At 62.4% G+C, this 26,062-nt stretch carries 25 protein-coding genes and 1 pseudogene; 12 read left to right on the forward strand and 14 right to left on the reverse strand.

The window, feature by feature from the left end; all coding sequences use genetic code 11:
- Positions 1 to 15: 15 nt before the first annotated feature.
- Entirely contained in the window at positions 16 to 2,169 is a 2,154-nt protein-coding gene (ligA, locus tag GGU46_RS13690; protein ID WP_183404075.1) for an NAD-dependent DNA ligase LigA, read from the forward strand.
- A gap of 78 nt (positions 2,170 to 2,247) precedes the next feature.
- Positions 2,248 to 2,625: a rhodanese-like domain-containing protein gene (locus GGU46_RS13695; RefSeq protein ID WP_183404076.1), complete on the forward strand. Its 378-nt coding sequence runs from the start codon at positions 2,248 to 2,250 to the stop codon at positions 2,623 to 2,625.
- 279 nt (positions 2,626 to 2,904) lie between these two features.
- On the opposite strand, the gene GGU46_RS13700 is transcribed toward GGU46_RS13695, so the two are convergent.
- The gene (locus GGU46_RS13700) at positions 2,905 to 3,837 is read right to left on the reverse strand and encodes a polysaccharide deacetylase family protein (protein WP_183404077.1); all 933 of its coding nucleotides are present in this window, start codon (positions 3,835 to 3,837) and stop codon (positions 2,905 to 2,907) included.
- 126 nt (positions 3,838 to 3,963) lie between these two features.
- Between GGU46_RS13700 and dapA the strand changes: the two genes are divergently transcribed.
- The gene (dapA, locus tag GGU46_RS13705) at positions 3,964 to 4,833 is read left to right on the forward strand and encodes a 4-hydroxy-tetrahydrodipicolinate synthase (RefSeq protein WP_183404078.1); all 870 of its coding nucleotides are present in this window, start codon (positions 3,964 to 3,966) and stop codon (positions 4,831 to 4,833) included.
- Entirely contained in the window at positions 4,830 to 5,483 is a 654-nt protein-coding gene (locus GGU46_RS13710) for a hypothetical protein (protein ID WP_183404080.1), read from the forward strand. Before dapA ends, GGU46_RS13710 begins: the two co-directional genes overlap by 4 nt.
- Before the next feature lie 2 nt (positions 5,484 to 5,485).
- Here the strand turns inward: GGU46_RS13710 and GGU46_RS13715 are convergent, their stop codons facing one another.
- A complete protein-coding gene (locus GGU46_RS13715; RefSeq protein WP_183404082.1) occupies positions 5,486 to 6,223 on the reverse strand; it encodes a (Fe-S)-binding protein in 738 nt (245 codons plus the stop codon).
- A 149-nt stretch (positions 6,224 to 6,372) separates the two neighbouring features.
- Positions 6,373 to 7,227 carry a hydroxymethylglutaryl-CoA lyase gene (locus GGU46_RS13720; protein ID WP_183404083.1) on the reverse strand — a complete coding sequence of 285 codons (855 nt, stop codon included), beginning with the start codon at positions 7,225 to 7,227 and terminating at the stop codon, positions 6,373 to 6,375.
- A gap of 416 nt (positions 7,228 to 7,643) precedes the next feature.
- Between GGU46_RS13720 and GGU46_RS13725 the strand changes: the two genes are divergently transcribed.
- Positions 7,644 to 8,981 (forward strand): M23 family metallopeptidase, encoded by a 1,338-nt coding sequence (locus GGU46_RS13725; protein WP_184094005.1) that lies wholly within the window; start codon positions 7,644 to 7,646, stop codon positions 8,979 to 8,981.
- A 238-nt stretch (positions 8,982 to 9,219) separates the two neighbouring features.
- Here GGU46_RS13725 and GGU46_RS13730 read toward each other — a convergent pair whose 3' ends face one another.
- From GGU46_RS13730 to GGU46_RS13740, 3 genes are all read right to left on the reverse strand, one after another.
- Entirely contained in the window at positions 9,220 to 9,822 is a 603-nt protein-coding gene (locus GGU46_RS13730; protein WP_183404087.1) for a hypothetical protein, read from the reverse strand.
- 282 nt (positions 9,823 to 10,104) lie between these two features.
- Positions 10,105 to 10,833 carry a hypothetical protein gene (locus GGU46_RS13735; RefSeq protein ID WP_183404089.1) on the reverse strand — a complete coding sequence of 243 codons (729 nt, stop codon included), beginning with the start codon at positions 10,831 to 10,833 and terminating at the stop codon, positions 10,105 to 10,107.
- Complete coding sequence (locus GGU46_RS13740; RefSeq protein WP_183404090.1) at positions 10,830 to 12,566, reverse strand: S8 family serine peptidase; 1,737 nt, start codon at positions 12,564 to 12,566, stop codon at positions 10,830 to 10,832. Before GGU46_RS13740 ends, GGU46_RS13735 begins: the two co-directional genes overlap by 4 nt.
- 168 nt (positions 12,567 to 12,734) lie before the next feature.
- Between GGU46_RS13740 and GGU46_RS13745 the strand changes: the two genes are divergently transcribed.
- Together GGU46_RS13745 and GGU46_RS13750 are read left to right on the forward strand one after the other, a co-directional pair.
- Entirely contained in the window at positions 12,735 to 13,565 is an 831-nt protein-coding gene (locus GGU46_RS13745; protein ID WP_183404092.1) for an OmpA family protein, read from the forward strand.
- 397 nt (positions 13,566 to 13,962) lie between these two features.
- Positions 13,963 to 14,196, forward strand: coding sequence for a hypothetical protein (locus tag GGU46_RS13750; RefSeq protein ID WP_183404094.1), 234 nt, complete (start codon positions 13,963 to 13,965; stop codon positions 14,194 to 14,196).
- Between the two features lie 60 nt (positions 14,197 to 14,256).
- Here GGU46_RS13750 and GGU46_RS13755 read toward each other — a convergent pair whose 3' ends face one another.
- The 4 genes from GGU46_RS13755 to GGU46_RS13770 form a co-directional block, all read right to left on the reverse strand.
- The gene (locus tag GGU46_RS13755) at positions 14,257 to 14,811 is read right to left on the reverse strand and encodes a 2'-5' RNA ligase family protein (RefSeq protein ID WP_183404096.1); all 555 of its coding nucleotides are present in this window, start codon (positions 14,809 to 14,811) and stop codon (positions 14,257 to 14,259) included.
- Between the two features lie 143 nt (positions 14,812 to 14,954).
- Complete coding sequence (locus tag GGU46_RS13760) at positions 14,955 to 16,349, reverse strand: M28 family peptidase (RefSeq protein WP_183404098.1); 1,395 nt, start codon at positions 16,347 to 16,349, stop codon at positions 14,955 to 14,957.
- 105 nt (positions 16,350 to 16,454) lie between these two features.
- Positions 16,455 to 17,024, reverse strand: coding sequence for a histidine phosphatase family protein (locus GGU46_RS13765; RefSeq protein ID WP_183404100.1), 570 nt, complete (start codon positions 17,022 to 17,024; stop codon positions 16,455 to 16,457).
- Between the two features lie 129 nt (positions 17,025 to 17,153).
- Entirely contained in the window at positions 17,154 to 18,149 is a 996-nt protein-coding gene (locus tag GGU46_RS13770; RefSeq protein WP_183404102.1) for a DUF1028 domain-containing protein, read from the reverse strand.
- A gap of 207 nt (positions 18,150 to 18,356) precedes the next feature.
- On the opposite strand from GGU46_RS13770, the gene GGU46_RS13775 reads away from it, so the two are divergent.
- Complete coding sequence (locus tag GGU46_RS13775; RefSeq protein ID WP_183404103.1) at positions 18,357 to 19,781, forward strand: T9SS type A sorting domain-containing protein; 1,425 nt, start codon at positions 18,357 to 18,359, stop codon at positions 19,779 to 19,781.
- Positions 19,782 to 19,875: 94 nt separating this feature from the next.
- Here GGU46_RS13775 and GGU46_RS13780 read toward each other — a convergent pair whose 3' ends face one another.
- Positions 19,876 to 20,586 (reverse strand): TIGR04283 family arsenosugar biosynthesis glycosyltransferase, encoded by a 711-nt coding sequence (locus GGU46_RS13780; RefSeq protein WP_317171916.1) that lies wholly within the window; start codon positions 20,584 to 20,586, stop codon positions 19,876 to 19,878.
- Positions 20,583 to 20,945, reverse strand: a pseudogene (locus tag GGU46_RS13785) (four helix bundle protein); the annotation flags it as partial. The gene GGU46_RS13780 and the pseudogene GGU46_RS13785, both read right to left, overlap by 4 nt.
- A gap of 201 nt (positions 20,946 to 21,146) precedes the next feature.
- Between GGU46_RS13785 and GGU46_RS13790 the strand changes: the two are divergent.
- Positions 21,147 to 22,472 carry a sensor histidine kinase gene (locus GGU46_RS13790; RefSeq protein WP_183404105.1) on the forward strand — a complete coding sequence of 442 codons (1,326 nt, stop codon included), beginning with the start codon at positions 21,147 to 21,149 and terminating at the stop codon, positions 22,470 to 22,472.
- A gap of 75 nt (positions 22,473 to 22,547) precedes the next feature.
- Complete coding sequence (locus GGU46_RS13795; protein ID WP_183404107.1) at positions 22,548 to 22,811, forward strand: hypothetical protein; 264 nt, start codon at positions 22,548 to 22,550, stop codon at positions 22,809 to 22,811.
- Positions 22,812 to 23,068: 257 nt separating this feature from the next.
- Here GGU46_RS13795 and surE read toward each other — a convergent pair whose 3' ends face one another.
- On the reverse strand, positions 23,069 to 23,944 hold the full coding sequence (gene surE / locus GGU46_RS13800; protein ID WP_183404109.1) for a 5'/3'-nucleotidase SurE: 876 nt from the start codon (positions 23,942 to 23,944) through the stop codon (positions 23,069 to 23,071).
- A 135-nt stretch (positions 23,945 to 24,079) separates the two neighbouring features.
- Here surE and GGU46_RS13805 point away from each other — a divergent pair, with 135 nt between their 5' ends.
- Together GGU46_RS13805 and GGU46_RS13810 are read left to right on the forward strand one after the other, a co-directional pair.
- Positions 24,080 to 24,781, forward strand: a complete 702-nt coding sequence (locus GGU46_RS13805) for a hypothetical protein (RefSeq protein WP_183404110.1) — start codon at positions 24,080 to 24,082, stop codon at positions 24,779 to 24,781.
- Positions 24,782 to 24,893: 112 nt separating this feature from the next.
- Positions 24,894 to 25,328, forward strand: coding sequence for a DoxX family protein (locus tag GGU46_RS13810; RefSeq protein ID WP_183404112.1), 435 nt, complete (start codon positions 24,894 to 24,896; stop codon positions 25,326 to 25,328).
- Positions 25,329 to 25,364: 36 nt separating this feature from the next.
- Here the strand turns inward: GGU46_RS13810 and GGU46_RS13815 are convergent, their stop codons facing one another.
- Complete coding sequence (locus GGU46_RS13815) at positions 25,365 to 26,039, reverse strand: response regulator transcription factor (RefSeq protein ID WP_183404114.1); 675 nt, start codon at positions 26,037 to 26,039, stop codon at positions 25,365 to 25,367.
- Positions 26,040 to 26,062: the final 23 nt, after the last annotated feature.

Below are 26,062 nucleotides of genomic sequence, written 5' to 3' on the forward strand. Positions count from 1 at the left end.
CTCCAACTTCTTCCCATGACGACCGACATCCAGCAGCAGATAACGGCCCTCACCGAGCGCCTCCACCACCTCAACTACCAGTACTACCAGCGCGATATTTCCGAAGTACCGGACCAGGAGTTCGACCAGATGTTGGCCGAGCTGGCCCGCCTGGAGCGGGAGTACCCGCAGTTTGCCCACCCCAACTCGCCCACCCAGCGCGTAGGGGGCACTATCACCAAGCAATTCCCTACGGCCGAGCACCGCTACCCCATGCTTAGCCTGGGCAACACCTACTCCGAGGCCGACCTGCGCGAGTTCGACGAGCGGGTGCGTCGGGGCCTGGAAGGAGCTGATCTGCACTATGTCTGCGAGCTGAAATTCGACGGGGTAGCGATGAGCCTGACCTACCAGGACGGCCAGCTAACCCAGGGCGTGACACGTGGCGACGGCACCCGTGGCGACGTGGTAACCAGCAACGTGCGCACCATCCGGACCCTACCCCTCCACTTGCGCACCGAGGGCCCTACCCAGCCCCCGGAGTTTGAGGTGCGCGGAGAAGTGTTTATGCCCCTGCCGGTGTTTGCCGAACTGAACGCCGAGCGGGAAGCCAACGGCGAGGCCCTGCTGGCCAACCCGCGCAACGCCGCCAGCGGCACCCTCAAGCTCCAGGATTCGGCGCAGGTGGCGGCGCGCAAGCTGCGCTTCTACGCCTACTCCTTCCTGATGCCGGGGCGCAACCAGTTTCCTACCCATAGCGCCTCGCTGGAAGCCCTGCAAGCCTGGGGCCTGCCTGTGTCGGACACCTGGCGAGTGTGCGGCACTATAGAGGAAGTGCTGGAGTTTGTGCACGAGTGGGACAAAAAGCGGTTTACGCTGCCGGTTGCCACCGATGGTATTGTTATTAAAGTAGATGACTTCCGCCAGCAGGAGGTGCTGGGCTTCACGGCCAAAAGCCCCCGCTGGGCTATTGCCTACAAGTACCCCGCCGAGGCGGCGTGCACCCGCCTGCGTGAGGTGCAGTACAACGTGGGCCGCACCGGCGCCGTGACGCCCGTCGCCCACCTGGACCCCGTACCGCTGGCGGGCACGGTGGTGAAGCGCGCCTCGGTGCACAACGCCAACCAGATTGCCGCCCTCGACCTGCGCCTCGGCGACCTGGTGTTCGTGGAGAAAGGCGGCGAAATCATTCCCAAGATTACGGGCGTTGACTTTGCTTCGCGCCCCGCTGATGCCGTGCCGATTGTGTACCCCACGGAATGCCCGGCCTGCGGCACTCCGCTGATTCGGCCCGAGGGGGAAGCGCATTTCCGCTGCCCCAACGAACGGGGCTGCCCGCCCCAGCTCAAAGCCAAGCTGGAGCACTTCGTGTCGCGCAAAGCCATGAATATCGACGGACTGGGCGCCGAAACTGTGGGCCGCTTCTTTGATCTGCGCCTGGTGACCAACGCTGCTTCTCTCTATGATTTGCCCGCCAAGGCTCATGAATTAGCTCAACTGGAGCGCATGGGAGAAAAATCGGTGCAACGGCTGGTGGCAGGCTTGGAACAGAGCAAGCAGGTGCCCTTCGACCGGGTGCTGTTTGGCCTGGGCATCCGCTACGTAGGCGAAACCGTGGCCGAAAAGCTGGTGAACCACTACCGCACCATTGATGCACTGGCGGCGGCTTCGGCTACGGAGTTGGCGGCCGTGCCGGAGGTAGGCGGGGTTATTGCCGAGTCGGTGGCCGCGTGGTTTCAGGAGCCCGAGAACCGGCAGCTGGTAGAAGACCTGCGGACCGCCGGCGTGCAGCTGGCCCTGACCGGCGAAGCACCCCAACCCGTGAGCGACCGGCTGGCCGGCCTGACCTTTGTGCTTTCCGGGGTGTTTGAGCAGCACAGCCGCGAGGAGCTGCAGCACCTGATTCAGCAAAACGGCGGCAAGATTACGGGCAGCATCAGCAAAAAGCTCAGCTACCTGGTAGCCGGCGACAAAATGGGCCCCGCCAAGCGCGAAAAAGCCACCGACCTGAAAGTGCCCATCATCACCGAAAACGAGCTGCTGGCTATGCTCCCTACCCCCTCCGACGCCACCGATGTTGTGCTGGACCAGATGCTGGGCACCCCGGCTACCGGCGCCGCCACTCCCCATTCCGATGCCCTACCCCCCACTTCCTCTGCAAACCCCGGACAGCAGGGCACGCTTTTCTAATCGGTTTTGTCCGTTGCATGGGGTAGGATCTTTACGGAGAAGCTGCCCCGGCTTCATCCTTTTCTACACTCTACGCCTATGTTTTTTCGCCTGCTTGCCGCCGCTGCTCTGCTGAGCATCGCCAGCCCCGGCTGTTCCCAAAATGGCGGCCTGCCCATTATGCCCCCGACTGCAGTGCAGCAGCAGCTCAGCCAGCCTGGCACTGTGCTACTGGATGTGCGCAGCCCCGAGGAATTCGCCGCCGGCCACTTGCCCGGCGCCCAGAACCTGGATTACCGCGCCGAGGATTTTGCCCAACAAGTTGCCAAGCTAGACCCCAAGCAAAGCTATGTGCTCTACTGCGCCTCCGGCAACCGCAGCGGTAAAGCCGCCGTGCTCATGCAGGAAAAAGGGTTCAAGCAGGTGGTCAACGCCGGCGCTTACAAGACGCTGCAGGAAAACGGCGTGAAAAAATAACGCCTATAAACATCTAGAATGACAAAAGAAGCCCGCGCATCAATTGATGCGCGGGCTTCTTTTGTCATTCCGAGCGAAGCGAGGAATCTGGGTTAGCGACTCATGATGACAACTGCCTATCAAGAACATCATGTCGAGCCCCGCGAGACATCTCGCGTGCTGACGTTGGGATACTAACCAGTCGGCGCGAGCGAGATGTCTCGACAAGCTCGACATGACGTTCTTTTTCTATCAGGATGTAGTGTAGTTGGTTAATCGCCTTACTCTTTTCCTACCCCCTTAGAAGCTTTGAACCATACTGTTGTGCAGGGTACGGGGGCTCCAGTAGCCGCTGGCGATGATGCGGCGGATGGTGTAGAGTGGGTCCTGCTGGTCGCGTTTTTCGGCCAGGATGAAAGCTGCATCCATGCCGCGCTTCTTCAGCTCCGGAATAGCTTCGGGGTTCCAGAGGCCGAAGGGGTAGGCGAAGTAGTTGATTTTCTTACCGGTAATTTCTTCCAGCTGCTTGGTGGGTTTCTCAATCTGCGTCACCCAATCCTGGCCCTGGTACTTTTTCACGTTGTGGTGGTCCCAGGTGTGCGAGCCAATCACGTTGCCCTCATCCGAAAGCTGCTTTACCTGCGCCTTGCTCATGTAGTTGGGGCGGCCCAGGCTTACCGTCATGATAAAGTACACGGCCTTAAACCCGTACTTATCCAGCGTGGGGCGGGCCACCGTGAACTGATCCAAATCGGTGTCGTCGAAGGTCAGCATCACGGGCTTGCTGGGCAACGGGGCGCCGGTAGTGAGGTAGGCAAACAGCTGGTCGGGCAGAATGGTGTGGTAGCCCGAGTCGGCCAGCATCTTGATCTGGGCCTTAAACTGCTCGACCGGCACGATGTAATCCTTAGCGCCTTTAGAGTCCTTGGCACGCCAGTCGCGGATCTGGTGATAACACAGGATGGGCACCTGAGGGCGGGCCAAGATGGCAGCGGCATCGGCACGCTTATTAGCCGGAATGGTGGCCGGGCTGCCGCCGTTACCGACGCTGGCAGCGGTGGCATTGCCGGCGGTGGTGATGGTAGCCGTTTCGGCCGAGTCGGCGGCTATAGCCGTAGCGGTGGCGGCGCTGCCTTCGGCGGCGGTGGCGTTTTTGGCGTCGTTGCAGGCGGTGAGGGCGCCCAGGCTGACCAGAGAAACCGCGGCCAGCAGCGGGTGATGGGTAAAGTTCATGAGGGAGAGAAACGCGGCCGGCACCAACGGGGCCGTACTTTTGAAAGAAACGGGCCGACCTTCGCCGCGGGTATTGTACCTTCGCTGCGGGTCTTCCCTCCTACAAATCAACCGCTAATTTCCCGCATGGACAAACTACGTGGCACCGGCGTAGCCCTCGTTACCCCCTTCACTCCTACCCCTGAGCGCGCCGTGGACTACGCCGCCCTGCGCCGCCTCGTCGACTTCACCATTGAAGGCGGCGTGGAGTACCTCGTTATCAACGGCACCACGGCCGAATCGGCTACCCTGACTACCGAAGAAAAGGCCGAAGTGCTGCGCGTGGTGCGTGAGCAAGTGGCCGGGCGCGTACCGCTGGTGTACGGCATCGGCGGCAACGACACGGCCGCTACCGTCCGCACCATTCAGAACACCGACCTGACCGGTATTGTAGCTCTGCTATCGGCCTCGCCCTACTACAACAAGCCCAGCCAGCGCGGCATTGTGGCCCACTACCAGCAACTGGCCGACGCCTCGCCGGTGCCCGTGCTGCTGTACAACGTGCCCGGCCGCACCAGTTCCAACCTAACGGCGGCCACTACCCTTACCCTGGCCCAGCACCCCAACATCATCGGCATTAAGGAAGCCAGCGGTAACCTGGAGCAGTGCATTGCCATTGCCGCCGCCAAACCCGCCGATTTCCTGCTGATTTCCGGCGACGATATGATGACGACTTCGCTCATCAGCTTCGGGGCGGTGGGCATCATTTCGGTGCTGGCCAACGCCTTCCCGCGCCGCTTCTCCGATATGACCCGCCACGCTCTCCGAGGCGACTTCAAGGCGGCTAGCGAGCTGCTGTTCGGCTTCGTGGAATTGAACCCGCTGATGTATGAGGAAAGCAACCCCGTAGGCGTAAAAGCCGCTCTAGCCGCCCAGGGCCTCTGCGCCGATGCCGTGCGCCTACCCCTGGTGGAAGGCTCAGAGAGCCTGAAGCAACGGATTGAGGAGTTGGTGTGAGCGAGTTCTTCGGCGCTTACCTGATACCTGTTTGCCTGCTTGGCTTTTACGCACCGGTGCTTGCTATTCGCAGATATTGGCCCGCCCAGCAAAAGCCCCAGCTACTTAAGTGGATTCACTTGGGTGGCTGGGGCTTCTCTTTGTTGCTTGTAGTTGTCTTCGTCACATGGCGTGTATCGTTGCGAGGCCAGTGGCCCGATGTGCTGCCTTTTACCTTGGCGTGGCTGGCTGCCGGCAGCTACTTTTTGCTCCGCCGTAAGCAAATGAACTGGGCCAGCAAGCTCTATTTTGGGAGCTGGTTTATCTACCCGGGCTTTTTAGCGGCAACTTTCCTGCTGGATAGGATACTCTTCGTTACTGCCTCTATTCCAGTTTTTCTCCTCATGCCACAAACTGAACCCTACCATAGCTCCAATTACACCATCCGAAGTGCCAACTCACTGATTGGACCACCTCAGATTACCTTGCTTACCCCTCTTGCCAGTGTATTGGAACGCCAGCAAGGCACCTCTGTCAATGTAGATGGCCGCCAATACGGCGCACTTGACTCCACGCTTACTTTACGGGTTGTGTCTTCAGCTCAGGACGATACAACTGCGGTAATAGTCTCTACTGCTAGCCGCCAATTTCAGATTCAGTTCACGCGCTGACCTTACCACCCACTGGCCAGCACATCGGCGACGTGCAGGGTTTTGATGGGCTTTTTCTCGCGGCGAATGTAGGCGTCGAGGTGCATGAGGCAGCTGGTGTCGGTGCTGATGAGGTAGTCGGCGCCGGTGGCCAGGGCGTGCTCTACTTTCTGCTCGGCCATGGCCACCGAAATGGCCTCGAACTTCACGGCGAAGGTGCCGCCGAAGCCGCAGCAGGTTTCCGTTTCGGCCATTTCCAGCCGCTCCAGGCCCGGAATAGCATCGAGCAGCTGGCGCGGAGCCTCGCGGATGCCGCACTCCCGCAGGGCCGAGCAGGAATCGTGGTAGGTGTACTTGCCGGCCAGCTGGGCCTGCGGGATGGACGTCACGCCCAGCACATCCACCAGAAACTCCGTCAGCTCGAAGGCCCGGCGCTGCACCCCGTGGTAGCGCCCCGAGTCGGGGGTACCCTCAAACAAATCGGCGTAGGTATTGCGCACCATACCAATGCAGGAGGCCGAGGGGCTTACAATGTAGCGTTCCTCCTGGGTCGGGAAGTCATCGAGAAACTTGCGGGCCACCTCGCAGCTCTGTTCCTTGTAGCCTGCGTTGTAGGCCGGCTGTCCGCAGCAGGTCTGGTTGGCGTTGTAGTGCACCTGGCAGCCCACGGCCTCCAGCACCTTCACCATGTTCAGGGCGGTGTGCGGGAAAAGCTGATCGACAAAGCAGGGAATAAACAGATCGACTTGAGGGGCGGGCATAAGGCGGAGTAGGAAGTCAGGTGAAACTGTCTGTCATCCTGAGCGCAATGCAGGACCTTGTCACGGTAGCACGAGTCGTTGGTGCGCTTGCTGTTCCCGCGTGATAAGGTACTGCGCTACGCTCAGGATGACGGACGACAAAGTACGGGTTAATGCCCCACAAAAATCTGCTGATTCAGCCGCATGGCCTCTGCCAGAGCCGGCTGGTTCAGCTGCGGCCCTACCCCTTCTGCCCCGGCAAACTCCAGCAGCCGCTCGGTGGGCATGTTGCCGGTAAGCTGATCTGCCGCCATGGGGCAGCCGCCGTAGCCGCCCAGGGCCCCATCGAAGCGGCGGCAACCGGCCTCGTAGGCGGCCTGCACCTTTTCGCGCCAGGTATCGGGGGTAGTGTGCAGGTGGGCCCCGAAGTTGATTTGCGGAAAAGCGGCGGTCAGCTCCCGGAAGGCCGGGCCGATGGTAGCGGGGGTAGAAACCCCGATGGTATCGGACAGGGCCACAATGCCCACCTTCAGGTCGGCGAGCTTTTGGGTAAACTCGCCGAGCACTTCCGGGCTCCAGGGGTCATTGTAGGGGTTGCCGAAACCCATGCTCAGGTACACCACCTGCTCCTGTCCGCTGCGGGCGCACAGCTCCTGCATTTGGGCTACGTCGTCGAGGGCCTGGGCGATGCTTTTGTTGGTATTGCGCTGCTGAAAGGTTTCGGACACCGATAAGGGAAAACCGATGTAGCGGATTTGCGGGTACTGGGCAGCCGTTTCGGCCCCGCGCAGGTTGGCTACAATGGCCAGCAGTTGGGTGCGGGTCTGGCTCAGGTCGAGGCCGGCTAGCACCTCGGCCGTATCGGCCAGCTGTGGAATAGCCTTGGGTGAAACGAAGGAGCCAAAATCGAGGGTATCGAACCCTACCCGCAGCAGGGCGTTGAGGTAGGCCGTTTTGTCGGGGGTAGGAATGAAGGTGGGCCAGCCCTGCATGGCGTCGCGGGGGCACTCGGTGAGATGGAGCATGGGTGGGAAGGTGGTGAAGGTGCGAAGTTGGGAAAAGTGGTGAAATGGTGAGATAGTGAGATGATGAAATGGTGAGTTGTCATGGCGAGGAGGCACGACGAAGCCATCCGTCCTGACCAATGTGCTACCCCCCTGAGATGTGACAAACCTTTGCCAACCGTCATGGCGAGGCACGAAGCCATCCGTCCTGACCAGCATGCTTCCCCCTGACCTGTGACGAGCCCTTGACGATTGTACTGCCGTCAAGGGTTTGTCACACTATAAGGCTTGGTCACACTGAGAGGAAAGATGGCGTCGCTCCGCTCGCCATGACAACTCTCCATCTCACTATCTCACCGTTTCACCATTTTCTTATCGAACTACTAACCGTTAGCTATGGTTTGTCCTATTACCTACCTCCCGTTACCCACTACCCCTTGCTACTACCTCGCCTGCGGACCCTGCCGGCCGCGCTGTTCGTCCTATTTCTTACCGCTTGCAGCCAAAGCCAGACGCTGCAGGGAATCTTCCAGCAATCAACCCCGCACGAGGCCTACGCCCGCAAGCTGAAACTGGCGGGCCTGGCCGAAACCGCCCTGGGCCGCGACTGGCTCCGGGCCGCCGACCAGGCCCTGCGCGATTCACTGGTGGTGAAGCTGCCGTTTCAGGAAAGCGGCTTTTTCCCCGCCGACCGCGCCGTGGCTACCGGGCTGCGCTACCTCGTGCGGACCGGCGAAACCATTCAGATCAGCCTGACGCTGGCCCCCGGCACGCAGGCGCCCAAAGTATTTGTAGATGCCTTCGAGCTGAGCCCCGACCGTTCAGAGCCCCGCCACCTGGCCGCGGCCGATACGGCGGCTCTCTCCTTTCGCTATGTGGCCGAAGCCGACCGCCAGCATGTGCTGCGGGTGCAGCCGGAGCTGCTGCGCGGCGGACGCTACACCCTGCGCATCCGCCGCGAGCCTAGCCTGAGCTTTCCGGTAAAAGGCAAAACCGACGTGGCCGTGGGCTCGTTCTGGGGAGTACCCCGCGACGGGGGCGCCCGCCGCCACGAGGGTATTGATATTTTTGCTCAGCGCGGCACGCCGGCCATTGCCTCCGCCCACGGCTACATTACCCGCGTAAATGAAACCAAGCTCGGGGGCCGGGTGGTGTGGCTGGCCGATACCGACCACGGCCAGCACTTATACTACGCCCACCTCGATAAGCAGCTGGTACAGCCCGGCCAGCGCGTGAAGCCCGGCGACACGTTGGGGCTGGTGGGCAACACCGGTAACGCCCGCACCACTGCGCCTCACCTGCACTTTGGCGTGTACCGCAACGGCGCCGTTGATCCGTTTCCCTTCGTGCGGCGCCCCGATGCAATGCCGCCTGTGCCCAAAGTGCTGCCCAGCCGCCTGGGCCAGTGGGTACGAGCCCGCGAAACGCGCCTGACCTTGCGCCGCACACCCACCGCTACGGGCGTAGCGGCCGGAGCGGCCACCCGCCCTACCCCCCTGCTGGTACTGGGGGCCACCGCCGAGTGGCTGCGCGTGCAGCTGCCCACCGGCCGTACTGGCTTCGTACCGGCCAAGGCGGTGCTGACGGCTACCCCTCTGCGTCGCGAAAACCTGCCCCTGCCTACCGACCTGCGCGCCCGGCCCGCGGCCGATGCCTTAACCGTGGCCGCCCTTCCGGCGCAAACCACCGTGGCCGTGCTGGGCGAGTATGGCAAGTTCCGGCTGGTGCGGCAGGCCAACGGCCGCACGGGGTGGCTGGCGGTGGCCGCGTCGTAACGTAGGCTACCGCGGGCCGCCTGCTCCCGCTTTCTTGAAGCAACTTGGTCTAGTGTCCGGTTCCTCATGCAGTGCTCATGCGGCTGCGCGAAGGGTTGCCTTGGTGATTAAAATAAAAACGGGGAGTGGCTTCGACGGAAGCGACTCCCCGTTCTCTGTTTTCTTCGGTCCCGCTCACACGTAAAAAGCCGCCGGACGTGCAGTCCGACGGCTTTTCAGGTTACTTGCTCTGCTAGTGCTATTCAGCAATTACCACGGCCCGGCCCAGTTTTTTGGAGTAGGCTACGCGCCGCTCCCGGCCCCCGGCCGAGGGGTAGTCGAACCCAACGGCACGGGTGTCTTCCTTTACCGAGTTCCAGGATTGGGCATCCACGTTTTCGGGTTGGGTAGCGGTGCGGGGCACGGCGGGCTGCACAAACCGGTCCTCGCGGAAAAAGCTGTTCATACCCTGCAGAATGGCTATTTCCTTGTCGCGGACGGTGGCCGCCTGCGGGTCGTCCAGGTCCCGTTCGTTAATCAGGGCTGAGGCCGGAATAATTTCCTTGCGCAGCGTATCGCCGGTGCTGCTGATAATCATGAAATAAGCCTGGGCGGTGGCGATTTTAGGCCCACGCAGCTGCAGCACAAAGTTGTCTTTGCTGCGCGGGTTGGAAAAGGCATGGGCCATGTTGACCGTCCGCAGCACGGTGCGCTCCGAAACGCGGCCCCGGTTGGCTTCGGGGGTAGGCGTAAACACTCGGTCGGCATTTTTGGAAGTACCCACCTCCCGCTCCGTATTAATACAGGAAGCCAGCTGGAGTAAACATAAAGCCCCACAAGTGGGGAGGGAAAGCTTTTTCATGAAGGAAAAGTCAGCCATCATCTATTCAGTTCGGCAAATTACAAAACTACCGACAGCCCAATGCCAAAGCGGCTGGTTTAATGAAGCAGTACTAGTAGAATGGGTAGTGACACCGTGTACCGCAAAAGCCGGTGCCAGGTTGTGCACAAAATAAAGGAAATCCGGCGCGCTGCCGCCTACCCCCGATCAGCACCTCAGCCCGGCAGCCATCGGAGCCAGCGTAGGCCAGACCGTAACCGGGAAATTTTCGTCTCGGGCGCAGCCGGGCAGTTTCCCACCGTTCTAGAAAAGCCCAAGCTCCAGCCCCACCACCCAGCGGGGCAACTCGGCATACGCGGGGTTAGCCTGGGCTGTAAACGTACGGGAGAGGCGGTAGCGGGCCGTGGCCGCGTAGCGGCCGCTGCCCAGGCGCGCTCCTACCCCAACGGGCCAACGGTGCAGGTAGCTGAGGTTGCGCTCTACCACCACCGTGCGCTTGCCGCCACCGGTTCCCGGCCGGTCTTCATAGTGATGAGACGTGCCGAGAGCCCAGCCGCCCCAGCCACTTACATCCAGGTAGTGTCCGATGACGTTGCCCCGACGGCCGAAGTTCAGGCGCAGGTAGGGCTCCAGCTGCAGCTGGGAAAGCACCACTGACTCGGCGTGGTGCAGGGCGGGCGTAGGCAGCAGCTTCCGGCTGTTCTGCTGCAAGTGATAAGCCAGGCGGGCGTAGCGCACATCAACGCCGGTTGCTACCGACTGAGACAGGCGAAACTTATGACGCAGCCCCACGAAAAACTCCGCCGACTTGAAATAGCGCAGGTCGGCCCCGGCCCCTTCCGGCCGCCCTACTACCGGCGCGTAGCCCAGGTACAGATGGCGGTAAACGGCCCGGTTGGGTCCATAACGGGCCCGGACCGAATCGGCGGATGGGTCGGCGCGCAGCAGCACCCGCTGGGCCCGGGCTTCGGGTGCCAGAAGCAGCATCCCCGCCAGGCCCGCGCCGGCCAGTTTCAGAACGTGCGTTATCATGGAGCTACGTAGGTTTTGGTGTATCCCTGGTAATGCACCCGGGCGGCGTAGCCGGGGCGGAGCAGACGCAGTGGCACCCGCAGCACCGCCCGTTGCTGCACTTCCAGCACCTCGTAGCGCAGCAGACGGCCCTCGCGGTCCATCAACTGCCAATACAGGTACGCCGGCGGGGCAGCCGGCACCAGCTCGGCGGGGGCGGTAGCGGCCGGGCGGGGCTGTTCCTGCCCAACGGCCGCCACGGCCGGGGCCGCTGGCTCCGTTACCGCCCGCACCGAGTCGGCGAACAGCGGCAGGGTGCGGGCCGGTACGCGGGCGGCTTCCTCCCGGATTATCACAGCCAGCACAGAGTCCTGGCGCACTACGTCAAAAGAAGCCGGCGCTTCGGGAGCGGGCCGGGTAAAGAACGCGGCCCGGGGCAGACCGTAGCCGTGAGCGTAATCAAAATATGGATAGAGTGACGCCGACTCCTGCAGCCGGGCGAACAGCTGCATGGCCGTTAAGTGGCGCTGCTGCTGCCAGACGCAGGCCGCAAAGCCGGCCACCAGCGGACTGGCAAAGGATGTGCCTTCCGTGCGCACGTAGCCGCCGGGCGCGGCGGCAATTACTACTCCAAAGGCCGCCACGTTAGGCTTCAGGCGCTGCCCCGGAGCGGGGCCGTAGCTGCTGAAATCCAGGTGCAGGTAGGTATCGGGGTCAACGCCGCCTACCGCCAGCACGGAGTCGCCATCGGCGGGGGTGCCCACGGTGCGCCACTGCGGGTCGTCGCCGTCGTTACCGGCTGCATTCACCACCAGTATGCCTTTGCGCACGGCCAGTTCGGCGGCGCGCGCGACCAGGCTGGTGCGCCCGTTCATCTGCTCCGGGAAATAGCGGCGGGTAGTATAGCCCAGGGAGGAGTTGATGATATCGGCCCCGTTGCGGTCGGCCCACTCGGCGGCGGCCAGCCAGGCTTCTTCTTCGGCGTACTTCTCGCGGTGCATCTGCTCGGTGCGGGCCAGCAGAAACTCGGCGCCCTCCCCCAGCCCCAGGCGGGTACTGTCGGGCAGGCGGCCGGCAATGCAGGAAAGGACCTCGGTGCCGTGGCTTCCGCCCTGGTACACGGCGGGCGTACGGCGCAGAAAATCATAGGTAGCTACAATGGCCCCGCGGCGGCGCAGATGCGCGAAGGCCGGGTGCCGGTCGGCCCCCGTGAAGCCCACATCGAAAATGGCAATGCGCAGGCCGCGCCCGTTCAGGCGGGCCTGGCGGAAGTCGGCCGCGCCCAAGCTGGCGGCCTGCCGTCGGGCCAACGACCTATCAGCGGTGGTAAGCGGGCCACCGGCCGCGGCCGGGGCGTGGGCGGCGGGCAGCAGTACCTCTTCGGGCCAGGCGGTGACGGAGCTGACCCCCGGCAGCTGGCGCAGCCGGGCAGCTTGGCTGGGCGTGGCGCGGCAGGCAACGGCATTAAACCAGCGGCTCACCAGCGTAACCGAGTCGGCCAGGGCCCGCACCCGGGCCACGTAATCGGGGCGTACCGGAAAGTCGGTGCTGTCGGCGGGGGGCAGGTGCTGGCGGCGGCGGCGGGCCTGGGCGGCGGGGCTGAAATAGCTACCAGGCCGCAGCTGCTGCCCGCCTTTGTCGCGGAAGGTAACCCAGTAGCGGGTGGTGGGCGGCGCCGTTGCCGCCGGGGCGGCAGCACCAGCCCGCAGGCTGCCTACCACAAACAGGGCCAGGAACGTGATATAGAAACGCAAGCGGAAATAACTACGAGAAAACGCAAACCGGTTTCCAAGGTACAACAAACCCGGAGTTACGGGCGGCACGCGTGGGGTAATTTCCGCGACTGGAAATTAGCTGGGTTGTAACTCCCCCGTGCACCGGCTCGTTTCTACCACGTCGTATTTCACCTACGTTTTTTCATCATGAAATATCTCTGCACTTCTCCCGTACTGCTTTCTTTATATGGTGCGGCGCTGCTAACCACAACAAGCTGCGTATCGCAAAAAAAATACACGGCGCTGCAGGCTCAATATACTGAGGTAAGCAAGGCCCGCGAGCAGTTGCAGGTAGAGAAGAGCGCACTGCAGAAAGAAAAAAACCGGAGCGAAGAAGCGCTGCGCACCAGCTTACTAAGCAAAAATCAGCAGGTAAATCAATTGAATGCCAGCCTGAGCGGGGCGCAGCAGGAAAATACGCAGCTTTCGGCCGATTTGCGCGGAAAAGAACAGCGCATAGCCGAAATGCAGCGCATTCTTGACCAGAAAGACGCGGCGGTAAAAGCCCTGCGCCAGAAAGTAGGCGACGCCCTGCTTGGATTTAATGCGCAGGACTTGCAAGTGAATGTGCGAAACGGGAAAGTATATGTTTCCCTTTCCGAGCAATTATTATTTAAATCTGGCTCCACGAAAGTGGATCCGAAAGGGCAGGAAGCGCTGAGCAAGCTGGCGGCGGCTCTGAAGGGCAATCAGGACGTGAACGTGCTGGTGGAAGGCCACACCGATACGGTACCCATTGCCAAGGGAACCCCGGGCATGCGCGACAACTGGGACCTGAGCGTGCTGCGGGCCACCGAAATTACCCGTATCCTGACCCAGGCCGGCCTACCTGCCGCGCAGGTTACCCCTTCCGGGCGGGCGCAGTACGTACCCGTATCCCAAAACGACACGCCCGCCAACAAAGCCCTGAATCGGCGGACAGAAATAATTCTGACCCCGAAACTCGACGAGCTGTTTCAAATTCTGGAGCAGAACTAGGCGCCTGTGGCCGCGCAACGGTTGGCTTACAGGCTAACTAATTCTTTGTTTCAAAACCCGTAAATATAATTCGTGTTTCCGCTGGCGTGCAGCAATTATAACATTATTCTTCAGCCACTTACCTACTTAACAGGCAATAGACAAGCCAACCGAATAAAGCCTCTGCATAATGGTCACGCGCCGAATAAATGTTTTATTCACACTTTTCAACTAATAAATAGTATTTCCGTAAGCGTAGTGCTTCGGTTACGCAGCTGCGCGCTTTTCAGGTAATGCACGCAAACGCCTGTACGCTTAAACCAGATGAATTACCAAGTAATTCATCTGGCTTTTTGAGCTGGCAAAAAAAATCTTCACCTTTGAATAGTATTTCTCTTCTTAAAATAAACAGTAACTCATGGCAACCGCTGACCTCAACAAATTGCAGCAGATTTTGGCTAATGCTGAAGAAAATGACGCCGTCCTGACCCAGATCCGTAAGCACGTAGTAAAAATAAACGAGCTGATGACGGAGTTGAACGCTATGCTGGAACCCGGATTTCGGGTAGAAAAGAAAGAGCGTAAGCCCCGGGCTACCAACGGAACCGGCAAGCGCCCGGGTCGCCCGAAAAAGAACGTCAGCGCCGAGTAATTCAGCCAGCGGATATAAACAAAGCCCCTGTTTTCCTCTCGAAACAGGGGCTTTGCCGTTTCATTCGGGGGTAGGAATGCCAAAAGGCAGGTGCAGGGTTTCGCGCGGCTGCCAGTTGCGGCCATCGTGCCGAAACAATACCAGCTCGTGCCAGATAGCCGAAGCGATATAAGTGCGCCGCTGAAATTCGGCGTGCAGCGCGGCCGTCATATCGGGGGGCAGGTCGCGGGTGGCCAGCGTGACATGGGGCACAAACGGACGGGTTGGGGCCGGCACGACGGGTAGCCGGGTGGCGCACCACTGATACAGGGCGTTGTGCAGCTCCTGCACGGCAGCGGGCCGGGATACGTGCACGTACAACGTGCGCCGCTGAAACCACGCGAAATTTTCGAGCCCGATGGCGCAGGCGGATTGCGTGGCAGCAAACGCGCGCAAAGCGGCGGCCGCCGCCGCGTCGAAGGCTGGGGGCTGCCGCAGGGGCGGCACCAGGGTGATGTGGGCGGGTAGGCTGATGGCGTTACGGCTGCCCGTGCGCTGGTGCACTTCCTGCTTCAGGGCCCACACCTCGCTGCGGATAGGTTCAGGCGGCAGCAGGGCAACAAGGTACAGGTTCATGGGCCGGGCGCTTACTAACAAGAAGGAAAAACCCGCCGCCCGCCCGACGTTGCTGGTAAAACAGCCGTATCGGGTTGGCAGCGGGTACTGGTGTACGCAGGAAACGGGGCCGCGTTCCTACCCCATCTTATCCCAACGGAATGCTATAGGCCATATTTGCTCAGCAGGTACACCAGCGCGGCCATGCTGGCGCCCCCCAGCTCCAGCTCGCGGCGGTTTACCTTGTCGAAGGTATCGGCGGCGGTGTGGTGAATATCAAAGTAGCGCTGGGAGTCGCACTCGTAGCCGATCAGGGCCTTGGCCTGGCTTTTCAGGGGGCCGATGTCGGTGCCGGCGTGGCCGGCCGAAAACTCGGCGCTGCCGTAAGGCGCAAACAGGGGCTGCCACTGCTGCACCTTGCGTACCGTAGCGGGGTCGGCCTCAATGTTGAAGCCCCGGGGCGTGAAGCCTCCCCCGTCTGATTCCATAGCGGCCAGGTGCTTTTCGCCGGCAGCCTTGGCCAGCTCGGCGTACTTGTTGCCGCCGCGCACTCCGTTCTCCTCATTCATAAACAGCACCGCCCGGATGGTGCGCTCGGGGCGCAGGCCCGAGGCCTTCAGCAGGCGCAGCACTTCCATGCTCTGGGTGCAGCCCGTGCCGTCGTCGTGGGCGCCCTGGGCCAGGTCCCAGGAGTCGAGGTGGCCGCCCACGGTAATAATTTCGTCGGGGTACTTCGAGCCCTTGATTTCACCGACCACATTGTAGCTTTTCACTTCGGGCAGCTGCTGGCAGCTCATTTCCAGCTCCACGGTCAGGCCAGGGTCGGCCTTGAGCAGGTGGCTGAGCTCATCGGCCCCGTTGGTGCTGACGGCCGCGGCCGGCACCTTGGTTACCTGGTCGTGGTAGCTCATGGTGCCGGTGTGCGGGAAATCATCGTGAGCCAGGCTGAGGCTGCGCACCAAAGCGCCCACGGCCCCACGCTTGGCGGCCTCAATGGCCCCGCTGCGGCGCTGGTCGCCGGCTTCGCCGTAGGCGCGGCCGGTTTCAATGTAGAGCGGGTTCATGGGGCGGTTGAAGAACACAATCTTGCCCTTCACCTTTTCGGCGGGCAGCGCGGCCAGCTCCTGCAGGCTCTGCACCTCCACCACCTGCGCCTTCAGCTTGCCGTTGGTCCCGATGGAGCCACCCAGGGCGCACACATTTAGGTTGAGGGCTTTACCCTTAGAGCTCTTCACCTGCGCTTTTTCCTTGGCCCCGCGCACCCAGTGCGGCACCATCACCTCCTGCAGGTACACCCGGTCGAGGCCCATCTTCTCCATCACCGTTTTGCCCCACTGCACGGCCTGCTCCGCCTGCGGCGAGCCGCTGAGGCGCCCCCCAATGCGGGTGGTGAGGTAACGCAGGTTTTCGTAGCTCTGCCCGCGGGCCAGGGCTTCATCGTAGATTTTACGAATGACGACGGAGTCGATTTTGGAAGTGGCCGTTTGAGCCGTGGCGGCCCCGGCGGAGGCCAGCAGAACCAGGGCCCCTAGGGTAAGGCGGCGGAAGGACGTACGCATGAACGTGGAGAGAAGGTAGCAGAACAAAGCCGCCCGGCGGTGCGCAGGCACCACCGGGCGGCTTAAAAGTAGCAGAAAACCGGCCGACGGTTGCAGCCCTGGCGCCTACCGGCCCGAGGCCGCCCCGTAGCGCCGGGCCACCACGGTAGCGGCCTGGGTGGTGTCGGCGGGGAGGCGCACCTCCAGCAGGTAGTCGTATTCGCTGTCCTGCACGGCTGATACGGGGCGCTTGGCGCCCAGGGCTTCCACCGTTTCCAGGATGGTATTGGAGTGCCCTACCACCAGAACGGCCTTACCGCGGTATTCGCGGCGGATGCGGGTAGCCAGCGCGGCTAGCTGGCCGGCCTCGTAGGGCTGCACCGTGAGCGAGCGGGCCGCGGCCAGCGGGGCAGCTGTGCTCCGGGTGCGCGTGGTAGCCGTGGAGAAAGCCGCCGTTATCGGCGCCTTGCGCAGCGTATCGGCCAGGATCTGGGCGCGCTGCTGCCCGGCGGCCGTGAGGGGCGGGTCCTGCAGGCCGGGAGTAGCTTCTTTTTCGGCGTGGCGCACCACGTACACTACCGTGGAGGGTAGCGGCCGGGGCCCCACCTTATGGTCTACGGAGGCACAGCCGGCCGCCAGCAGCACCAGCACAGAAAGCAGCCAGAGCCGCAAAAACGAGGGTAGTTGAATCAGCATAGGAAAGAGAAAGAAATGTAGCATGAGGCTCCAGCCTCGCGCGGCGTTGAACAAGTACAGTTGCCGAGGGCGCGGCCCTGGTAACAACCCGCGCAGCCGGAGCTTGGTGGGTTGGGTTGGCGGCCGGCCTTACTTGGCCGCCAGAATCTGCTGCAACTCGGCGGCGCTAACGGTTAGCAGGCCTACCTTGGGCAGGCGCTGGGTGAGGGTGCGCCAGTTGGCATCCTGCCGGAAGATAGGGCCTAGCAGCCGAATGGCCTGGGGCACCTGCTGCTTGTTGGCCAGACTGATGGCGTGCCAGTACTTCATTTCCAGGTTCTGGGGAAACAGCTTTTCGGCGGCTTCATACTCCCGAATGGCGCCGGGCACATCGTTTTTCTCCACGGCCAGGTCGCCGGCGTTCATGTGCTCGTAGGCGCGGTGCAGCCGCAGCAGGCGGCTGAGTTCCTGCAGGGGCTCGGCGGCATCATCCACGCGCAGGTCAATGGCCCGGTCTTCCCAGATGCCGGCGCCGGGTGTGGCCCGCACCACCAGCAGGGCCGCCGACTGCCGCCCCCGGATGTCGCCACCCGCGGCCTGGGCTGCCGCCAGCGCCGATACTACCCGCTCGGCGAAGGGCAGGCGGGCGTTCTGCTCGTAGGCCTTGGCCATGGCGGCGGGCACGGTATTGTTGAGCATCATGTTGGCCTGCACGGAATATTGCGCGCCCTGCTGGTGTCCGGCCATGTCAATGCACTTGCTGCCGGTGTGGGTGGCAACGCGGCCCTGGTTGTCAATAATGGCCACCTGGCGCACGTCGCGGCCTTCGTCGGTGCGGAGCAGCTCATCGAGGGCCTGCTGGGCGGTTTTGCCGCTTTTCAGCAAAGCCAAGCCGCGCGGACCGAAGGATTTGTTGGTGAAGGACTGGGTAGCTACCGCCCCTACCCCGGCCTCGGCCCAGCTGACGCTGGTGCCCACCGAAAACCAGTGGCTTTGCACGGCCACGGCCAGGTCGCCGGTTTGCGGGTCACGGGCCACAATGCTGTAGGTGTGGGCCAGCGGATCGGAGGCGGTGTACACCTGGGCGGCGGCGGGGCGGGCCAGCAGGCTCAGCAGCAGGGGCAGCAGGTAGGCGAGTCGTTTCATGAGCTAAAGCAAGGAAGATTCGGGACGAAGCGCAAATTAGCGGCGGCATTCCGGCCCGCGGCCCCCGGTAGTAAAATTTATTGTTTCCCGTCTGGTCTTTGCACAATTCCACGGATTACTTTTGCCCGCACAGCGCCCGGATGGATGAGTTGTGCGGTGCTGCACGTGCTTGTGCTTTCCAATTACCTGCCGTTACCTTCTATGCCCATGCTCCGAAAGTTACCCTTGCTCCTGGCCGGCGCCGTTGGCCTTACGGCCACGGCCCACGCCCAAACGGTTACCAACATCACTGAAATTATTACCGATTACGGCGGCTTCTGGCAAAGCTCGGCGGCCGCTCCTAACCCGGTGCTGCCCGATAACTCGCACGATTTGCTGGCTTTCGAAGTCAATGGAACGCGCTACTCTACCGGGGTTGATGACGCGCTGCTCAGCCGCCGGGGCCTTCGGTTTGTTTCCGGCGACTTCCGGGCCCTGCCCGTGGCCGCCATCAACAGCACCCTTACCAGCAACACAAAAATTGGGGTAGGCGCCCTCTACGATGGGGTTGCCAATGGGGCCAGCACCCCCGCGCCGGCCAACGGCCTGGCCACCTACCTCCGCGACGGGCGCAAGGGCCTGAACCTGGGCACCGGCGCGGCCAACATTCCGAAGGGAACCCTCACGTTTGAAGTCAGCTCCATTACCACGGGAGGCGTGGGCGACCAAGTGCCGGATGTGGTGGTGACTCAGTTCGCGGACCCCTCCGACTCCCAGGATCAGTACCAGTTCACGGATGAGAATGACAACGTCATCGGCAACACGGTAACGGTGGTGTTTACCAGCATTCCGCCCGTCGGGGACTGGGTGGCGGATTTCTACGAGGCCTCCCAGACGCCCATGCGGCTGGAGGCAGGCTTCACCCAAACCAACCGGCAGCTGCGGCTCTGGACGGCCGATTTAAGCGCGTTCGGCATCACCAGCACCAACGCCGGCCAGATCCGCAAGTTTAAGGTGCTGCTCAGTGGCAACAGCGACGTGGCTTTCGTGGCCTACAACTCCCAAACGGCCACCGTCACTAATCCGCTGCCCGTGCAGCTGGTGAGCTTTGGCGGGCAGGCCACGCCCACCGGCACCGACCTGGCGTGGCAAACGGCCCAGGAGCTTAACTCGGCGGCTTTCGAGGTGGAGGCCAGCCCCGACGGACGCACGTTCCAGACCGTGGGGCGGGTAGCCGCCGCGGGCACCTCGGCCCAGGCCCGGCGCTATAGCTTCCGGCACACCACCGGCGGCACGGGTACCCGCTACTACCGCCTGCGCCAGCTGGACTTGGATGGCAGCAGCACGTATTCGGCGGTGGTTACACTGGCTGTGCAGCAGAAAAGCCGCCCGGCCGTGCGGGTTACGGCCGCACCCAACCCGTTCGGGGCTACCCTGCAGCTGCGGTTAAGCCCCACCGAGGCCCTGCCAACCCACGGCACGGTGCAGCTTACCACCCTGGATGGCCGCGTATTGTATCAGCAGGATATGAGCGGGCTCCTGCGGCAACCGGTGGTAGCTCTGCCGGGGCTGCCAGCGCTGCCGGCCGGCGTGTACGTGGCCCAGGTTGTGCTCGATGGCCATACTACCTTCCTGAAGGTGGTGCGCGAGTAGCAAATTGCGTTGTTCCTGGTGCTTTTCGCCGCAGGCCTTTCCTACCCGGAAAGGCCTGCGTTGCGTTTCGGCCCGGCAGCGCTGGGTGGCCCGTTCACACTTTGTCCTGCCGGATGAGGTAGCGGTAGACGCTCACCAGCCGGGGCTGCGACGCGCCCAGCCAGTGCAGCACGGCAATGAGGGTAAACACCAGCTGCAGGCGGTACACGCCGTTTTCCAGGTACTTGCGCGCCGAGGTCACCACCGCCTGGGGCAGTACCCGAAACGCGCCGAAGCGCCGCAGCCGCCCGATAATTTCCTGGTCTTCCATTACCACCAGCTCCGGCCGGTAGCCGCCGGCTTGCTCAAATACGGCACGGCGCACAAACAGGCTCTGGTCGCCGAAGCGGATCAGATCCACATCGAAGCGGGTAAACCAGGCATTGAGGCCCAGAAACCAGTGGGAATGGTCGAACCGCAGCCGGAAGCAGCCGCTACCCGCCCCGGCAGCCACGGCCCGCCGGATGGCCGATAGAAAGCCCCGGGGCGGGTAAGTATCGGCGTGGAGGAAGTACAGAATCTGGTTGGTAGCCTGCTGAGCGCCGTAATTAAGCTGGGCCGCCCGGCCCCGCCGTGGGCTTTGCACCACCCGCGCCCCGGCGGCCTGGGCGGCGGCGGCGGTGCCATCGGGGCTGGCGGCATCCACTACCAGTACCTCCGCCGCCCCGGCGGCTTCGGCGTGCAGCCACGCTACCAGCCGGCCAATGCCCGCGGCCTCCTTGTACGCCGGGATAATAATGCTGATGGATGAAAACGCAGGGTTCACGGGCAGCGCACGGTGGATGAGGCCACAAGAACTGATATTTTGCGCACCCAACCCAACCGCCGCGAGCTTAGCGGGACGCCTACCCCTGCGGCCGGCCCAAAGCCGTACTTCATCCGCTCTTCATGTCGGCGCGGCGTAATTGCCGCATCACGTAGCCATTCAAGCCACAGGTGCGTTTCGTCGGCTTCTTCCACGCAGATGCTAACCGTAGCATCGAATTCGGCGGCGGAGCGGCCTCGGCAAGCCGCCCGGTAATTTGCCGCTACCGACGTAGCAGACCGAAGCAACTGCCGCCCAAGCACATCCGATTCCCCGGTTCTGGGCAACTGCTGATACAACCGCATGATGCGTAGGGCGGCTGATTTCGTACGTGCCCGAAAGCTTCATTTTGCATGGCTTTCTCTGCCGAACTCATATAGTGAATATTGCTTAGGGGAATTTCGCTGCTAGTCTCTCGAAAAGATATAAGCCTACGGGTTAGCCTCCATCCAACTGCACGTATTCTCGTTCGCGCACTCTTATCATTACTCAGTTACTCCGCTACTCAACTACTCTCTCCTATGCGCCTGGAAGCCAAGCTGGCCCTGTTCAATGCGCTGTCGAAGCTACTGCTGGTGCTACTGGGAGCGGTGGTAATTCCGCCCATTGTCAGTCGGGTAGCGGTACTCCACACCGATCAGCGCCTGCGGGAAATGCAGGCGGAGGTGGTACAGCTGATTCACCGCAGCGGCATTTCGGCCTTCGTGCAGGGCGAGGCCTACGCCGACTACAACATTCTGAAGCAGGAGTACATTACCCTCACGCCCCTACCCGCCTCTGCCGCTCCAACGGCCCACCGTCCGCGCATCTTCAACGAGCGGCGGCGGGTTGATAACGAAACGGAGGACTTTCGCATTCTGAGCGAGCAGTTTACCGAGGCCGGCCGTCACTACCGGCTGGAAATCGGTTCCTCGCTGGCTACTGTGGAGCTGCTCACCGATACGCTGCGGCGCATGGCCCTGTGGATGCTGGTGATTGGGGCCGCCCTGACCATCGTGACGGATGCGGCCTTTGCCCACTACCTGCTCCGGCCCCTGCGGCAGCTGATCCGGCGCAAGCTCCGCGGCGTGCACCACCCCTCGGCCTATTCCTACGCCCCCCTCGACACGGACACCACCGATTTCCGCCGCCTCGATGACAGCCTCAGCGCGATGATGAGCAAGATTCAGTCGGCGTTTGAGAAGGAGCGGGAGTTTATGTCGAACGTGTCGCACGAGCTGCTCACGCCGGTCAGCATCCTGCAGTCCAGGTTCGAGAACATGCTCCAGGATTCCACCCTGGGCCACGCCCATTCCCTGAAAATTGTGGAGTCGCAGAAAACCCTCTACCGGCTGCGTAATACGGTCAAGACGCTACTGCTCATCGCCAACATTGAAAACGAGCAGTACCTGCGCGAGGACGCCGTATCGGTGGCGGCCGTGCTGGCCGAGATAGCCGCTGAGTTGGAGGACCGCCTGGCCCAGCGGGAGCTGCAGCTGCAGCAGGACCTGCGCCCCGACTACGTGCTGCCCCAGGCCAACCGCACGCTGGTGTTTACCCTGCTGTTCAACCTCAGCAGCAACGCCATTGAGTACAACTGCTGGGGCGGCAGCATCAGGGTGCAGGGCCGGCCCGGGCCCCAGGGCGGCTATGTACTGCGCGTAACGGATACGGGCCCTGGCATTGCCCCCGAGCACCTCCCCCACCTCTTCGACCGGTTCCGGCGGTTTCAGGCCGGGGCCGCGGCCCCCGAGGGCTACGGGCTGGGCCTGCCCATTGCCAAAACCATTGCCGAGTTTCATAAAATCGGGCTGACGGTGGCACCAGAGGTAGGCCAGGGCACCACGTTGCAGTTGCAGTTTCCGTAAGGCCGCCGAAAGCACATCCGCAGGGCGTGAGGTGCGTAGAAGGGGTAGTTTCCACGCCTATATCTGTTCCTACCCATGAAATGCCTTCCCACCCTGCTCACCCTGTTGGTACTTGCCTCTGGCGCCCAGGCCCAGGCCGTGCAGCAAAAAACCACGACCACCCGCACTGCCACTACCCCCACGCAGTCGTCGCGCACTACAACGCGCACCCACAGCGTAGCCACGCCCAGCGGTAACACTCACACTGCTACCCGCACGCAAACCGTGACCAAACCGAACACCGTTAAAAAGGCCTCCAGCCTGCGCAAAACCACCGTGGTCCGTCACGGCTCCCGCTAGCCGGGGCTCACTCAGCCTTCCTGCGGCCGGCCCTGGCCTGGGGTGGCATTGGTGGGCGTGCGCAGTATGAAAAAGCGACTTTTAGCAGCATTCCGACCGGCGGCAGCGGTGCCGGATATGCCTATGCACCACGCTCCGCGAGTGGCAGCAGTCCTGTAAAACAGCAAGCCCCAACCGTCAGCGGCTGGGGCTTGCTGTTTTACAGGACTGCTGCTACAACTTTCTGAAGGCGTTGCGGCAGGTATTGGGCTAACCCGCTACCCGAGCCCCTCCGCCGACTCGCCGGGGGCGGGCTGGGCACTACCCAGGGCCGGGGCCGGGGCGCCCTGTCCCGTGGGGGTAGGGCTGAGCTGCCAGGAAGTACTCATCTCGCGCAGGGCGTGCAGGGCCGTGAGGTCAAACTGGCAGGGTACAATGGATATGTAGTTGTGGGCCAGGGCATACTCATCCGTATCCTGACCTTGGTCTTCGTTGACGAAGTTGCCCAGCAGCCAGTAGTAGGGCCGGTTGTAGGGGTCGTAGCGCAGGTCGAACTCCTCCTGCCACTTGGCGCGGGCCTGGCGGCACAGGCGGGCGCCGGCAATGGGCTCGGCCGACTTCTTAGGGATGTTGATATTCAGGGCCGTGCCCGGCGGAATGCCGTGCTCCAGGGCCTGGCGCGCGAGGCGTTCTACCCACTCTTCCACGTGCGAAAAATCGGCGCCGTGGCCATAATCGCACAGGGAAAAGCCAATGGCCGGCAGCCCCTCAATGGCCGCTTCAATGGCCGCCGACATGGTGCCCGAGTACAACACATTCACGGAAGAGTTGGAGCCGTGATTGATGCCCGACACTACCAGATCGGGCCGGCGGTCCTTCAGCACATGGTGCTTGGCCAGCTTCACGCAGTCGGCGGGCGTGCCGCTGCACTCGTAGGCTTCAATCCCGTCGAAAATGGTGCTGGGGTCAAGGCGCAAGGACGAACCGATGGTGATGGCGTGGCCCATCCCTGACTGGGGCGAGTTGGGCGCTACCACTACCACCTCGCCCAGGCGGCGCATAACGCGCACGAGCGTGGCAATGCCGGGGGCCGTGATGCCGTCGTCGTTGGAAATCAGAATAAGCGGTTTGCGGGCTTCAGCAGGCACGGGCAACTAGGTTGAAGAAGTGAAAAGGTCGGCAAAGGTAAGCAAGGCGCCGCCGGGCGCGGGCGCTTGCCTACGCCTTGCTAACGCCCTACGGCCACACCAGGTTTTCAACGCCCGGGCCGGCGGCTGCGTATAGCCCGCATGCAACACCGCTTTTCCCTCCTGAGCATAGCGCTGGTATTCAATATTTTAGCAACCACCCTCCTAAGCTGCGACTCCGCCACGACCACCCGCAACGCCACCGACCCAGGTACGCCGCCGTTTACCCCTGCGGCTGGCACTACCGCCGCGGCTTCGCCCGGGGCAGCGGCAGTAGCGCAGCAAGCCAGCGCGCCGGCTACCACTGCCGGCGCTCCTACCCCCGATTCGCTGCACCTGCTTAGCCCGGGCCGGGCCGGCCGCTTGCGCCTGGGCATGCGCGAAGACCGCATTAAGGCAGTAGTACCCGCCCACCTGCTCCGCGCTACCACTTACCAGGACCGCGGCCAAACCCTACCGGCCTACGAGATGCGCGACGCCCAGCGTCCCGACGCGCCGCCCACTGTGCTGCACCTCATCGGCGACTCTGCCCAGGGGTTTCGCCTGCGCCGCATCCGTATCTATGACCCGCAGTACCGCACGGCCGAAGGCATCGGGGTTGGCTCTCCCTTCGGAGCCGCGCGCCAGAATCTGGGCCTGACCAAGGTGCGCGACACGCCAGCCGGATTCGCGGCGGTGTCGGGCGAGGTGCAGATGGCCTGGCTTATTGATCCGAAGTCTTTGCCCAATAAACAGCCCCAGCAAATCAGCTCCGCCGAAATTCCGCCCGCCGCCCGCATCACGGGGGTATTACTTTACCAGTAGGCGTTTGAACGCAGGAGTTGCATTCCGACGCAAATATTGTACTTTGGCAACGCCGGATTTAGTAGCTTACATTTCTACCGTTGAACTTGCCGGCCCGCCTTCGCCTCTGCCTATGGCCCTGTTTGAGAACCGCTACCGCACCCACGATTTTGGCTTGTTGGCCTTGCGCGTCGGGATTGGCGTTATGTTTACCATCCATGGCTACCCCAAGCTTACGGGTGGCCCCGAAGCCTGGGCTCAGCTAGGCGGCGCCATGAAGCTGGTGGGGCTGAATGTTGCCCCGGCCTTTTGGGGTTTTCTGGCGGCGGCGGCCGAGGCCGTGGGCGGACAATTAATTGCCATCGGCCTGTTTTTTCGGGTAGCCTGCGTTTTGCTGCTCGGCACCATGGTGATGGCCACGATTATGCACCTGGGCAGCGGCCACGACTTCAACACGTATTCACACGCTCTGGAAGCGGCATTCCTGTTTCTGGGGCTGGCCTTTGCCGGGCCCGGCAAGTACAGCGTGGATCAGTTGCTTTTCCCGGCCCCGCGCCGCTTATACTAAAGCCTAGCATAAAAAGGGAACATGGGCCGCAACCGTTCAAAGCATCAACTTGTAGCCGATGCCGCGCACGTTTACAATGTGCACCTGCTCGTCGGCCATCAGGTAGCGGCGTAACCGCGTGATGTACACATCGAGGCTACGGCCGTTGAAATACGTGTCATCGCCCCACAAGGCTTGCAGCACGGTCCGGCGCTCGAGCACCTGGTTGCGTTGCGTATACAAGTGATACAGCACTTCCGCTTCGCGATGGGTCAGCTCCTGCGTGTGCCCCGGGCGAGATAAACGCTGGTGCGGATAATCGAACTCGTACTGCCCAATGCGCAGCAGGGCAGGCGCCATAAGTGGTTGGTTGCTCGATTGTAACCGGGCCTGAATGCGAACCACCAACTCCTCGATGCTGAAGGGCTTGCGAACGTAGTCGCTGCCACCAATTTCGAAGCCGCGTACGACATCGGCTGTCTGCCCACGGGCCGTGAGGAAAATAATGGGCACCGTGCCATGTTCGCGCCGCAACTGCTCGGCCAGGGCAAAGCCATCCAGGCGGGGCATCATCACATCGGCCACCACGAGGTCGGGCTTTGCTTGCCGAAACAGAGCAAGCCCGGCGTACCCATCTGCCGCATGAACTACCCGGAACCCGCGCGACTCCAGGTTATCCTGCACGATAAAAGCCAGGGACAGTTCGTCTTCGACCAGGAGAATGGTTGGCATCTTTCACTTATTACTAGATGGGT

The sequence above is a fragment of the Hymenobacter latericoloratus genome (assembly GCF_014199535.1).
Classification (GTDB): domain Bacteria; phylum Bacteroidota; class Bacteroidia; order Cytophagales; family Hymenobacteraceae; genus Hymenobacter; species Hymenobacter latericoloratus.